This window comes from Shewanella sp. Isolate7 (genome assembly GCF_022398425.1).
Taxonomy (GTDB): domain Bacteria; phylum Pseudomonadota; class Gammaproteobacteria; order Enterobacterales; family Shewanellaceae; genus Shewanella.
The window spans coordinates 1-13,068 of sequence record NZ_JAKEVJ010000031.1; the positions used below are offsets into that span (position 1 = coordinate 1).

Genomic DNA, 13,068 nt, shown 5'->3' on the forward strand with positions numbered 1-13,068 from the left:
TTGGTGCAATTGGCATTTTGGTGGGTGGGACTCTTTGGTGAAGCGAAGCAATTGCAACGACATTTCCAGGCCAATACGGTGAAGAAACGTAATGTGTTATCGATAGTGCGGATGGGAAAAGAGCTGATGCGACGACGAGACAGATACCCAATGTCAGCCGATGACCTACTCCATGCTGCCAGGAAGCTGGCTGAGTTATCACTCATTTACGGCTGCTGGGGGTATGAATTATGAGGGGATCCTACAGAGCTCGGCGTGCTCGTCGGCTATTAGCCTCTTTACCATTCGACAAAATATCGCATCCAATAGACTTATCTCGCCAATTTGCAACAGGTTATAAGTTGCCTGACGACTATTTCACTTCTTTTGCATCACAGACTAACTGCTTGCCCGCTTGCTGATCCCACCTCTCTCTTATTAGGCTTCGGCCAATGCCCAGCTAAGTTGTTATTTCTAAGCGCCTTAAAGGGGTGAGGGGGCTAAGGCACCGCCTCCTAGATGTAATTTATTTTCATCTCACCATTTACTTAGCCTGCTAAATAAATATAATGCTTAGCTTGCTAAGTAATTTGCCAGGTATCACTAGCCTAACGAGGAGGGGCGAGATGACAGAGGAAAATCGAGACAGGGCCGAGTCATCCAATGCGGAGCGTGTGGCCAGGCTGGCGCGTTTATGGCGCATGGTCGCCGATGCAGAGCTTGCGCCCCTGGGGCTGACCCATAGCCGTTGGGTCGTGCTGTGGAAACTCTATCGCATGGGGCAGGAAACCAGCCAGAAGGCGTTGGCCGAGGCGCTTGAGATAGAGCTTGCCTCCCTGATGCGCACCCTGAGCCAGTTAGAGCAGCAGTCTCTTGTCGAGCGTCATAGCTGCGAGCATGACAAGCGGGTGAGACGCGTGTCGCTCACTCAGTCCGGACAGGAAATGCTGGCCTTCATTCGACAGCGCATTATCGACCTGCGCGCCGAGCTCTATGCCGGAATCGGCGCCGAAGAGTTAAAGGTGTTCGAGTCGGTACTCAATCGCATCACAGATAACGCCTTCAATAAATTACATCCAACCGCCATAGATAAAGAGGAAAAGTAGTCAGCATGACACCGGATCAGCAATTTGCCCGTTTAGTTAAGTTTGCCAGTATTGGCTTCATCCTGTTGTTTGGTTATTTCCTGGTAGCCGATCTTAAGATGCCCCTGACCACCCAGGCGATGGCGACCCGCACCATTACCCAGGTTGCCCCTCAGGTGAGTGGCCGGGTCGTGTCGGTAGAGGTCAGCAACAACCAGAAGGTGAAGCAAGGCGATCTACTGTTTAGTCTGGATGCCACCCCCTTTCTGCTGGCCCAAGAACAGGCCGAGCTGGCCCTGGAGCAGGCGAGACAAAATAACGCCGAGTTGGATGCGGCCATTGCCGCCGCCAGTGCTGAGGTGAATGCCAAGGAGATTGCCTATGCGCTTAAGCAGCGAGAGGCTAAGCGTATTCAGTCCCTCTATGCTAACCAGAGTGTGTCTCAGCAGATGATCGATCAGGCGCAGACAGAGGTGAAGGCAAGCCGCTCTCAGCTCTTGGCCGCCAAGGCACAGCTTACCAAGGTGCAGACACTCAGAGGCTTGCCAGGTGAAGACAACCTCAAGTTGCGTCAGGCCAAGAACCGTCTGTCTCAGGCGAGACTGGCGCTGAGCTATACCCAGATACGTGCGCAGCATGACGGTGTGGTGACCAATGTGCAGCTGGCCTCGGGCAACATGGTTAATCAGTCGACGCCTGTCATGGCGCTGCTGCTGGACAATGTCGATGTGATTGCCGACTTTCGTGAGAAGAACCTGCGTCATATCACCCCAGGGGCCACCGCGCTGGTGGCCTTCGATGGTCGTCCCGGCGAGTTGTTCAGCGCCAGCGTAAGCAGTGTCGATGCCGGTGTGAGTCAGGCCCAGTTCGATGCCAACGGGCGTCTGGCCACGCCAGCCCAGTCAAATCGTTGGGTGCGTGATGCCCAGCGTTTTCGTCTCCACCTCGAGTTAGCGCCCGATGTGCAAATCACTCTACCGGCGGGGGCTAAGGCGACCGTGCAGCTACAGTCTAACAATGCTGTTTATGAGTTGCTGGCGAAGATGCAGATCAAGTTCATCAGCCTGCTGCACTACATCTACTAGGGGCGCCTTGTGTTAGTTCGTCATCATGCGCTTAGCCGTAACGACCTGCGCCAGTGTTTGCGTATTGCCACAGGTGCCACCCTGGGCTTTCTCAGCTGTAAGGTGCTGGAGTTCAACTACGGGGTCTTCTTTACCGTGCTACCCATGTTGCTACTTGGCATTTTGCCCAAGATGTCGATGCATGTGGTTCGTCAGGTAATGGCCTCCTCTGTCATCGCCATCTTGGAGGTGGCGCTGCTGGCCGAGTATCTGGAGTCTTACCCCTTGTTGATGGCCATGGTGGCCTTCTTACTGTTTCTCTATCGTTTCGCCTGCATGTCACGCGGCAGCCTGTTTCTGTTCGGCGCCACTGGGGTGATCAGCCTGAGTATCATGCTGCATTTTGCCAGTTATCCGGATACCGATGTGGTTGAGCTGGCAAACAATAACTTTATGGGCTGTGCGTTTTCGATTTTGATCGCCTACCTGATGATGTATCTGTTTCCCGACGTCGATGCACGGGCGCCTATGGCTGCCATGCCTAAGGCGCCCCATCGCATGCGTCACGAGGCGCTGATGGGCGCAACCATCGCCACCATCTCCTTTGTGGTGTTTCAGGTGTTTGATCTGCGTGATTCCCTGGCGGCTCAGGCGACGACCCTGTTGCTGCTCTTTCCCATGCACTGGAACGGCGCCCTGGGGTACGCCAGACGCCGCGCCATTGGGACTGTGCTGGGGGTGAGTTGTGGTGTCTTGATGCAGTTGCTGCTTTATACCTGGGCCCATGAGCTGGTGCTCTTGCTGCCGCTGTTCTGGTTGGTGACTCTGTTGTTTAGTCAGGCTCACGTGACCGAGGCGATGGGTTCCGGTGTCGGATTTGGTGCCATGACCACCTTGGGCACCCTCTATGGGCAAAATCTGACACCGAATAACGATCTGATCTATAGCAGCTTCTATCGCGCCTCGAGTATCTTAGGCGCCATCGTCTTGACCCTGATGGCCTGTTATCTGGTGCTCCTGCTGCTTAATCGATTTGAGGCGACCCGCTTCGGCCATTAATCCTCGGCCACGAGTCTTCGGCTTTCTTAGCCGATGACTGCTCCTGTTCGCTAGCCCGGCCGAGTACCCCCTTGAGCAGATCCATCGGCAGCGGGAAGAGGATGGTCGAGTTCTTCTCGCCGGCGATCTCTGTGAGGGTCTGCAGGTAACGCAGCAAGATGGCGTTGGGGGATTTTTTCAGGTTCTGCGCCGCTTCCACTAGCTTGGTTGAGGCTTCCATTTCCCCCGAGGCATGGATCACCTTGGCGCGTCTGATCCGCTCGGCTTCGGCTTGTTTGGCGATGGCGCGCACCATGGTCTCGTTGAGATCCACATGTTTTATCTCGACATTAGAGACCTTGATCCCCCAGCCGTCGGTGCGGCTATCTAGGATAGACTGGATGTCGGTGTTGAGCATGTCTCGATTGGCCAGCATCTCATCGAGCTCATGTTGCCCAAGTACAGATCGTAACGTGGTCTGTGCCAGCTGCGAGGTGGCCTGCAGATAATCTTCCACGTTGATGATCGCCTTCTGGGCATCGATCACCCGAAAGTAGATCACCGCATTGACCTGTACCGAGACGTTGTCGCGACTGATCACATCCTGAGTCGGCACATCCATCACCACGGTGCGCAGATCCACGCGCACCATTTGTTGTATCAAGGGGATCACTATGATGAGGCCAGGGCCCTTGACCCGGTAGAAGCGTCCCAACATGAAGATCACCCCGCGCTCATATTCGCGCAATATCTTGAAGGTGCTGATAAGCAGTGACACCAGCAGGAAGATAAGGGCGACGAAGAAGAGCTGGGTATTGTAGGCTAAGGCTTCCATGGTTACCTCCTAAGGTTTGTCTGAATCGGGCTGGGTCGCCTTTGGTGAGACGATCAGGGTGAGCTTGTCGCGCCCAAGCACCCGCACCGTTTCTCCGGTCTGGGTCTGGGTGTCGGATCTGGCCTGCCAACATTCGCCGCCCAGGGTAACCAGGCCGTACTTCTCAAAGCCCTTGACGACCCGGGCACTGGCGCCGATGAGCAGATCGTCACCGCTGACGTTGGCGGCCTTGCGGGCCTTCCACAGGCTGGAGAGAACCCAGAGGGAGAAGCCCGAGGCGGTGACGGTCACCGCAGCGATGAGCGGCAGCGAGATGGCGAGATCGCCGGCCTGTGCATCGATAAGAAACAGTGAGCCCAGGGCGAAGGCCGCGATGCCGCCAAGGCCCAGAATACCGAAGCTGGGCACCATGGACTCGGCAATGATAAGCGCTATGCCCAGCAGGATGAGCCCGAGTCCGGCATAGTTAACCGGTAGCAGCTGAAAGGCGTAGAGGGCGACTAAGAGGGCGATACCGCCCGTGACGCCAGCAACGCCTATGCCCGGGCTGTAAAACTCCAGCAGCAGGCCATAGATGCCGATTAGCATCAGGATATAGGCGATGTTGGGATCGGTAATGGTCGCTATGACACGGTTGCGCCAGCTCTGCTGGTGGGGCACTAATTTGGCTCCGGCCAGCGACAGGGATTGAGTCTCGCCGTCTATCACCAGGTTAAAGCCGTCGAGTTTCGCCACGAGTTCTTCGGGATCGGCGGCGATCAGCTCTATCACATTCTGGGCGAGCGCCTCATCTGAGGTGAGGGTGGCGGCGTCGATGACGGCTTTCTCAGCAAACTCGACGTTGCGGTTTCTGAGTTTGGCGAGAGAGCGAATATAGGCCACGGCATCGTTGAGCACCTTATGGGCCATGGCATCTTGGTTGTCCCTGGGGGTTGCCTGTGGCGTGGACTCGCCGGTGTCATCCTCTTGCGCCCCTTGCTTTTGGCTGGCTTTTTCTGATGAGCCACGCTCCTTAGCACTTGAACCTGAGCCTGAATCCGGACCAGAGTCTTGAGGCGAGGAGGGCATACCCAGCTGCACGGGTGTGGCGGCGCCAAGTGTGGTGGCCGGTGCCATGGCGGCGATATGGCAGGCGTAGAGCATGTAGGTGCCGGCGCTCATCGCCCTGGCACCCGGCGGCGCCACCAGACAGGCGATAGGGATCTCGGATGCAAGGATCGCCTGATTGATGCTTCTCAGACTGGTGACCAGCCCGCCCGGGGTGTCTAATACTATCATGATCAGCGGCGGTCTCTGGTCTCTTGGCAGGCGGTTGGCCTGGTCAATTTCGTCGCTGAGATACTCGCCTATGGCCGGGCCTATGGCGCCGCTAAATTGCAGCAGGGGGAGCGGCTGGGGCGTGATTTCCGTAGCGGGCGCGTCATTTTGCTGCGCGGCAGTTTCTGCCTTAGACACGGCCGTTCCCTGGCTCAGCAGGATCAGCAAGAGCAGGAGGATAAAACTCAGTAGACGCAAGTTTAAATACTGCATAACGACTCCCAATATCCCTTTAAGTTTAGACGATTTCCCATTGGCGATAATTCTTGGTGATATTTGATTTGGCGGCTTGTCTTTTATGCTGAGTGTGTTATTTTTCTCGGCTTTTTTCATGGGCGGGAGCGCTTAGCATGTTTGTTGGATTCGATTATGGCAGCGCCAACTGCGCCGTCGGCACTATGGAAGGGGACAAGGTACGCCTCTTGCCCCTGTCGGGAGATTCTCACTACCTGGTATCGACCCTGTATGCCTTCGATAGAGAGCTGATCGCCGAGGCCGTCTATCAGCAGCTACATAGCGACTTAAAGGCCGAGTATGGCAAGCTGCGCTCGGCCCAGCTAAGCCGTGCCCGTCATGCCCGTCAGGCGCTGGATCTGGACAGCGATGAACAGGCAGTATTCGTCGGCGAGCAGGCGGTGCAGCACTATCTGGAGATGCCGGAAGAGGGTTTCTATGTTCGCTCGCCCAAGTCTTTCCTCGGTGCGACGGGTTTGCGAGCGGATCAAATAGCCCTGTTCGAAGATATCGTTACCCTGATGATGATGCATATCAAGGCCTTAGCGGATAAACAACTGGGTGCCAAGGGGGGCGCCACCCACGCGGTGATCGGCCGCCCGGTGAACTTCCAGGGGATAGGCGGTGAGGAGAGCAATCGCCAGGCCGAAGCCATCCTAGCACTGGCCGCCAGACGCGCAGGTTTCAATGAGGTGAGTTTCCTGTTTGAGCCCCTGGCGGCGGGAATGGATTTCGAGGCCAGCCTGACCCAGGATAAGACGGTACTTGTGGTGGATGTGGGCGGCGGTACCACTGACTGCTCTGTGGTGAAGATGGGGCCGTCCCATATGGCAAAGGCCGATCGCAGCGCGGATTTTCTCGGCCACAGCGGGCAGCGTATAGGCGGTAACGACTTGGATATCGCCCTGGCCATGAAGGCCTTTATGCCCTATTTGGGACTGGGCTCTCAGATGGTTAATGGCCTGCCGGTACCCAGTCAGCCCTTTTGGAATGCGGTGGCGGTCAACGACATCAGTGCCCAGCGCGACTTTGCCAGTCTGACGACCCGTAAGATGCTCGAGGAGCTGATTAAAGATGCCGAGCGCTCGGATCTGCTGTCGCGTTTGCTCAAGGTGCAGCGCGACCAGCTCGGCTATCGCTTGGTGCGCAGCGCAGAGGGCGCCAAAATTGCCCTGTCGGACAGTGCGGCCACCCAGACGAGCCTGGAGTATGTCGATGTGGCGCTAAGCGCCGAGGTAGACCAGCAAGGCTTCGTTGATGCGATCGCCCAGCCTGTAAGCCTGATTCAGTCCTTGATGGCCGAGGCGATGGCGCAGGCCCAGGGCGAATTAACCCAGTCACAGGCGGACATCATCTATGTGACCGGTGGTACGGCTAAGAGCCCGGCGATTTACCAGAAGATTGCGCAGATGTATCCTGATACTGAGATAGTGGTCGGCGATCACTTTGGTAGTGTGACCGCCGGACTGACTCGCTGGGCGCAGAAGGTGTTTGGCTAAGCCGTGAAGCCGTGAAGCCGTGAAGGCGTTAAGGTAAAAAGGCAAAAAGGTAAAAAGACAAAAGGCAACAAGGAGTGAAGATGAAAGCTTGGATTGGCATGATGGGTGTTGCGGCAATAACCCTGCTTACAGGCTGCGGCGATGACGTGGGCAAGGTGAGTCTAGGGGTCTTTACTACTAAAGATGTGATCATCGAGGCCAGGCAAGATCCTAAGATCCCCGGGGTGACCTGTCATATCAGCCGTATCGAGGCAAACCTGGATTTTGCCGACCCGTCGGATATGGGCATCGCCTGTCGCCAGACAGGGCCTATTCTGCCAGCGGATCTCGCCAACATAGACAAGAGTCAAGGCGGTGAGGTGGTGTTTAAGGCCTCCCTGAGTATCTTATTTAAGTCGCTTAAGGTGAGACGCATCTATGATGCCGACAATCAGACGCTGATCTATCTCTCCTATTCCACCAAGGAGACAGATGGCAGCCATAAGCACAGCCTGTCAACCGTGCCGCTCTATGGCACCAAGTCCTGGCAGGCGCCCGCAGCAAGTCCTGCGGCGCAAGCGCCTAACTAATACCAATCGTAATAAATAATTGATCATGCTAGCTTGTTAAAACGCTCGATAACTGTATTAGTATTTTTAATTGTAGAATAACTACTTATCTAAAAATCCTGTTTTGTTCTCAAGCGTTTTTCCTGCGCTATTTCTGATCACATGTTTACTGTGATTGGTATAAATTGTATTAGCAAGCAATATTAATCGAAGAAAAACGCCGTCATTTCTGACGGCGTTTTTTTATGAATTCAAGCTGGGTTCGGGCTAGGTTCAGACCGGGCTTAAGCAGATGGTCCTTCACTGGCAGTGCCTTGCAAAACCGCATTGTAGCGGGCAAAACCGGCCTCGAGATCTTTGATGAGATCTTCAGGGTTTTCCAGGCCAACATGCAATCGAATCAATGGCTTGCTACTGTCCCACTGGGTGGCGGTGCGCAACTTATCGATGCCGAAGACGCCCAGGATCAGGCTCTCGTAACCGCCCCAGGAGAAGCCCATCTTGAAGTGCTGCATGTTTTCTACGAAGGCGGTGATCGCCTTGATGTTGCCGCGCTTGAGCACGAAGGAGAAGAGTCCATTTGAGGCGCTGAAATCCCGCTTAAAAAATTCATGTCCAGGGCAGGAGTCGAAGGCGGGGTGACGCAGATGATCCACCTCGGGGCGCGTGGCCAGCCAGTTGGCGACCTCGAGGCCATTCTTCTCATGCTGTGCCATACGTACGCCCAGGGTACGCAGACCACGGCTGGCGAGATAGATATCGTCCGCCGAGGTGCATTGTCCCATCAGGTAGCTGTTTTCCCTCAGCTGGTCCCAATGGGCCTGGTTGGCGGTGGCCGTGCCCAGCATCACATCCGAGTGACCGACGATATACTTGGTCGCCGCCTGAATCGAGATATCGACGCCCAGCTCGAAGGGACGACAATTGATGGGCGATGCCCAGGTGTTGTCCAGCATCACCACCAGGTTATGTTTATGGGCTATGGCGCTCAGGGTCGGCACATCCTGCACCTCCAGGGTGATGGAGCCTGGAGACTCGAGAAACAGCACCTTGGTGTTGGGGCGGATAAGCGCCTCGATGCCGTCGCCGATGAGGGGATCATAGTAAGTCGTTTCTATGCCGAAGCCCTTGAGCAGCTTGTCGCATAGATCCCGCGTGGGTTCATAGGCGGTGTCGACCATCAAGAGATGATCGCCCGCCTTGAGGAAGGAGAGCAGGGCGCCTGAGATGGCCGCCGAGCCAGAGGGATAGAGGGCGGTGCCGACGCCACCTTCGAGTTCGGCAATCGCCGCCTGAAAGGCGAAGTGGGTAGGGGTACCGCGGCGACCATAAAACATCTCGCCGTTGGCGCGATGCTTGGTGGCGTGGCGCATCTCTTCTATGGTGTCGAACACCACGGTGGAGGCGCGAAACACTGGCGGGTTGATCACCCCCTTACTCCATTTCTTGTCGCGGCCGACGCTGACTATCTTGGTCTCTCTTTTCATCCCATACTCTCGTGTTGGCAACTAAGTGTAGCCATCTTAACATCTATACGGCTAAATGAAAGTGAGATTTATTGGAGTCGTTTCCGCTTTTCCTGAGCCTTATTAGTCCTGCCCCTTATTAGGCCTCTAGCGGCAGACGGACATGGATAACCACCCCGACGGCCTGATTATCCTGCATCAGGTTTTCGGCGCGAATGGTGCCGTTGTGGAAGTCGGTGACCAAGCGGGCGATATAGAGGCCGAGTCCAAGGTGAGGCTTGTCCTGCGCCTTCTGGGCACGTACAGATACCATAGACTCGAAGATCTGCTCGCCCATGTTGGCAGGCAATGATGGCCCCTGATTGCTGACACTCAGTAGCGCCTGTCTGCCCTTGGCCTTGAGTGACACCTTGATCGGCGTATCGCTCTGGCTGAACTCGATGGCGTTGGCGATCAGCTTATCCATCAGCTGGGCGATATATTCGGGAACGCCGCGCATGGTCATGGGTTCCTTGTCGATCTCCAATTCGAATACCTGATTGGCATAGGTCATCTGATAGCCCTGCATGCAACCGGCGACCACCTTGGAGAGGGGGAAGTTGTCCACCTCGGCATCGGTCAGTGCCTCTTCGAGGCGGGTGGCCTCGCTCATGTTGTTGAGGATCATGTTGAGTCGGCTCACCCCTTCGTGGGCTCTGTCCACATACTTTTGATGCTGGGGCGGCAGATCCTGGCTGTTGAGATGCTCGAGGGACGAGCGCACCACGGCCACAGGGGTACGCAGCTCATGGCCCAGGCGTGAAGACATATTCTCCAGATAGTGGGTATATTGGCTCAGACGCCCGACTATGCTGGCAAAGCTACGGCTGAGATCGCCGATTTCATCGCGCACCTTGGAGCCGACGATCGCCTTTCTGATCCTGCCTTGGCTGTCGATGGCCTGCTCCGCATCGTCTCTCAGCTTACGAATACGGCTAGAGATGCTGGAGGCGAAGAAGAAGAGGGCCAGGGTGCCCATGCTCATAATGGTCAAGATGACGTTGAACAGCTTCTCCAGCGCCTTGTTACGCAGGGTGCGGATGCCGTGGGTGGTCTCTTCGGCGATCACCACGCCCATCACGTCATCGTCTATCCAGATAGGGCTGGCGGCGGCCAGGATCACCGCCTTGCCGTCCGGGGTTAGGCGCCAGGTGGAGCCAAATTGGCCGGCTAGGGCCTTGCGGATATGGCTGCCCTCGAGCACGGTAGAGTCCTTGAGCGAGTCGACGAAATGCTTAGGCGGTGTGGTCAGAATACGATAGTAGAGCGGGTGCAGGAACTGCTGCTTAAAGCGGCCCCAGAAGGTATCCGGCGTCTGCTCGGTCGCCGTCTGCGCCCATACGTTGGTGCTGCTGTAGATGTCGCCTGACTTTGCCAATACCCGGCCGTGGCGGTCCACCACCCAGATCCGTGAGCTGTTATGGCTCATCCCCTTGATGATGCTCTCGATCTCAGGCGAGGGCACGAGCACAGTACCTAGCTTGCTGACATCATCTGTGGCCGAGGTGCCGACTATCGCCTCGACATTACGTTTCTTTCTGTCGTTGACATCGACGATGGCAAAGCCCAGCTTGCTGCCCACCATCTCCAGCGGCATCCTCAGCTCGATATTGTAGCCTTTGTCGGTTTTTAGCCACTTGCCCTGGATGCGCACCTCTGGGGTGACCGGCTGTGACTTACGGGGATCGGCGGGTAGCTCGAAGGCGCTTATCCAGCCGTCGCGTATGGTGGCCACGATATAGCGGCGAAATTGGCCATCGGGCGCCAGGGTGGCGATGGCCAGATGATCGTTGTTGTCGATGCGCAGGCTGTTGGTGCCGCGGTAGATCACCTTAGGATCTGTCACCTCGAAATAACCATAGAGGTAACCGGCGTACTTACCCACCATGTGGGTAAAGCGGATGTTGAGCGGCTTGCCGTCATCTGCCTTAAACAGCTGATGGTCGGCGCCGTAGGTCAGGGCGCGGTGACGATTATCGGCCCATTCGCCCAGCTTGCCGTCCAGATGGATAGGGCCGGTTAACGGGTAGGCGTAGAGATCCCGTCCCTTCTTGACCTGTGACAGAAAACTCGCCTGCTTGTCGAACAGCTTAGGGCGTTCATGCAGGGCGGTGGCCAGCGCCTGGGTCGTGCCCTCCAGGGTCTTCTCCTGACCGTGGCGCAGGTATTTTTCCATCTCCCACACATATTGGTAGCCAAGCCAGGGCAGGCAGAGCAGGAAGAGAGAGAGTATGGCGACCTTAGTGCGCAGGCCGATGGGCAGATTAAACATGCTTAGTCTTGGGTATCCCAGCGGTAGCCCATGCCGTAAACGGTATCGATGCAATCGAACTCAGGGTCTTGGCTGATAAATTTCTTGCGGATCCGCTTCACATGGGAGGTGATGGTGCTGTCATCCACATAGATCTTGGCATCTTGCATCAATGCCTGGCGGCTACGCACGTGGCCGGGGCGCTTGGCCAGGGCGTGCACCATCCAAAATTCGGTGACCGTCAGTTCGATAGGCTGCTGCTTCCAGTAGACCTGAATGCGGTTGACATCTATGGTCAGGTTGCCGTGCTCTATCATGCCATCTTGCGGGTTGGCGCCATTTTGGATGTCCGAGCGCCTAAATAGCGCGGCCAGGCGTGCGATCAGATGGGGGAAGCTGACGTCTTTGCTCAGGTAGTCATCGGCGCCCAGTCTCAGGCCGCAGACGGTGTCGAAGTCACTGTCTCTGGCGGTCAAAAAGATGATAGGCAAAGTGTTCGACATGGCCCTGAGCGACTGGCACAGGGTAAAGCCACCGTCTATCTCATCTTCCAGGCCAATATCGATGATCGCTAAGTCAGGCAGACGAGTGTTGAAGGCCTCCATGGCGCTGGGGCGATTGGCGTACGCCTGCACAAAGTAGCCTTGCTGTTGCAGCACCTCTTTGTAGTTTTCGCGGATAGCCGCCTCATCTTCAACTATTGCAATACGCTTCATGATCCATCCATTACAGCTTAGTGTTTCTGGAGTGTGACTATACAGCAAAATGCCGGGGAGAAAAGTGGCCCGGGACAAATGCCATTTTCTTGCCACATTTGGTCTGCGCATCGTCATTTTTGCACCCCGGACTTGCCATTTCACTCATGTTTAATGACCTCATCGACAGGAACCACAAGGTTCTGATTAAACCCATCCATGTCAACTTGAGGATTTTCCCATGAAGAAGCAGATCATCGCCGCATTAATCAGTGTTTCATTATTTGGCAGCTCAATGGCTTTCGCTGCCCCCGCAACTCAAACGACGCAAACGACAGACAGCAGCTCGACAGATGAAGAGGCGCTTATCGGTGTCGGATCAGGCATAGTGCTGGGCGCCGTGGTAGCCGGGCCTGTGGGCGCGATTATCGGCGCCTTTACCGGTGGCATGATAGGCCAGACGGTGGCCAACGACAGCGAGATCAAGCAGCAGCAGGCCGCTTTGGCCGAGAAGGAGAGTCGCCTGATGGCGCTCAAGCAGCAAAACGAGGCGTTGCTGACGGTGCAGCAGGAGTATCAAGAGGCCAAGGTAGAACTGGCTCAGCTCAGACAACATCAGGGCACTCGCCTGGAAGAGCTGGCCCTAGGCCTCAATGTGCAGTTTAAGACAGGCTCTTCTACCGTCGAGCCTCACTTTAAGGGGCAGCTCGATGAGGTGGCCGATGCCATGGCAATCTCGCCCCAGCTCAAGCTGGATCTGACTGGTTACGCCGATAGACGCGGCGACAGCAGCTATAACCAGGCGTTGTCTGAGCAGCGCGTCGCCGAGGTAAGAAGTTACCTGGTATCTAAAGGCGTGGATGAGGCCAGGCTCGATGCCAAGGCCTATGGTGCCAGCGCACCGGTCAAGGATGAGCAGAGTTTCGAAAATGATTTCTTCGATCGCCGCGTGACCATCAAGTTGCTGCCTGGCGATACCGCCCTGGCTTCAAACTAGATTTTGCACCATGAAGCAACG

At 56.1% G+C, this 13,068-nt stretch carries 11 protein-coding genes and 1 pseudogene; 7 read left to right on the forward strand and 5 right to left on the reverse strand.

Translation table 11 applies throughout. The features are described 5' to 3' along the window. From L1D47_RS09705 to L1D47_RS09720, 4 genes and pseudogenes are all read left to right on the forward strand, one after another. Positions 1-234, forward strand: a pseudogene (locus L1D47_RS09705) (IS4 family transposase); the annotation flags it as partial. Between the two features lie 371 nt (positions 235-605). Then, positions 606-1,085 (forward strand): transcriptional regulator SlyA, encoded by a 480-nt coding sequence (slyA, locus tag L1D47_RS09710; protein ID WP_239884455.1) that lies wholly within the window; start codon positions 606-608, stop codon positions 1,083-1,085. Positions 1,086-1,090: 5 nt separating this feature from the next. Continuing rightward, complete coding sequence (locus L1D47_RS09715; protein WP_239884457.1) at positions 1,091-2,149, forward strand: HlyD family secretion protein; 1,059 nt, start codon at positions 1,091-1,093, stop codon at positions 2,147-2,149. Positions 2,150-2,158: 9 nt separating this feature from the next. After that, positions 2,159-3,187: a DUF2955 domain-containing protein gene (locus L1D47_RS09720; protein WP_239884459.1), complete on the forward strand. Its 1,029-nt coding sequence runs from the start codon at positions 2,159-2,161 to the stop codon at positions 3,185-3,187. On the opposite strand, the gene L1D47_RS09725 is transcribed toward L1D47_RS09720, so the two are convergent. Together L1D47_RS09725 and L1D47_RS09730 are read right to left on the reverse strand one after the other, a co-directional pair. Then, positions 3,153-4,001, reverse strand: a complete 849-nt coding sequence (locus L1D47_RS09725; protein ID WP_239884460.1) for a slipin family protein — start codon at positions 3,999-4,001, stop codon at positions 3,153-3,155. The two genes, L1D47_RS09720 and L1D47_RS09725, sit on opposite strands and share 35 nt — an antisense overlap. Before the next feature lie 9 nt (positions 4,002-4,010). Continuing rightward, positions 4,011-5,531 (reverse strand): nodulation protein NfeD, encoded by a 1,521-nt coding sequence (locus L1D47_RS09730; protein ID WP_239884463.1) that lies wholly within the window; start codon positions 5,529-5,531, stop codon positions 4,011-4,013. 137 nt (positions 5,532-5,668) lie between these two features. Between L1D47_RS09730 and yegD the strand changes: the two genes are divergently transcribed. Beyond that, positions 5,669-7,051, forward strand: coding sequence for a molecular chaperone (gene yegD / locus L1D47_RS09735; RefSeq protein ID WP_239884465.1), 1,383 nt, complete (start codon positions 5,669-5,671; stop codon positions 7,049-7,051). 80 nt (positions 7,052-7,131) lie between these two features. Continuing rightward, positions 7,132-7,620: a CreA family protein gene (locus L1D47_RS09740; RefSeq protein ID WP_239884467.1), complete on the forward strand. Its 489-nt coding sequence runs from the start codon at positions 7,132-7,134 to the stop codon at positions 7,618-7,620. Positions 7,621-7,883: 263 nt separating this feature from the next. On the opposite strand, the gene L1D47_RS09745 is transcribed toward L1D47_RS09740, so the two are convergent. The 3 genes from L1D47_RS09745 to pdsR all read right to left on the reverse strand — a co-directional run bounded on the left by L1D47_RS09745 (position 7,884) and on the right by pdsR (position 12,071). Then, positions 7,884-9,086 carry a cystathionine beta-lyase gene (locus tag L1D47_RS09745; protein ID WP_239884469.1) on the reverse strand — a complete coding sequence of 401 codons (1,203 nt, stop codon included), beginning with the start codon at positions 9,084-9,086 and terminating at the stop codon, positions 7,884-7,886. 118 nt (positions 9,087-9,204) lie between these two features. Then, positions 9,205-11,376 carry a proteobacterial dedicated sortase system histidine kinase gene (pdsS, locus tag L1D47_RS09750; RefSeq protein ID WP_239884471.1) on the reverse strand — a complete coding sequence of 724 codons (2,172 nt, stop codon included), beginning with the start codon at positions 11,374-11,376 and terminating at the stop codon, positions 9,205-9,207. 2 nt (positions 11,377-11,378) lie between these two features. Then, positions 11,379-12,071, reverse strand: coding sequence for a proteobacterial dedicated sortase system response regulator (gene pdsR / locus L1D47_RS09755; RefSeq protein WP_011865589.1), 693 nt, complete (start codon positions 12,069-12,071; stop codon positions 11,379-11,381). A 220-nt stretch (positions 12,072-12,291) separates the two neighbouring features. Between pdsR and pdsO the strand changes: the two genes are divergently transcribed. Next, positions 12,292-13,047 carry a sortase-associated OmpA-like protein PdsO gene (pdsO, locus tag L1D47_RS09760; protein WP_239884474.1) on the forward strand — a complete coding sequence of 252 codons (756 nt, stop codon included), beginning with the start codon at positions 12,292-12,294 and terminating at the stop codon, positions 13,045-13,047. Positions 13,048-13,068 lie beyond the last annotated feature (21 nt).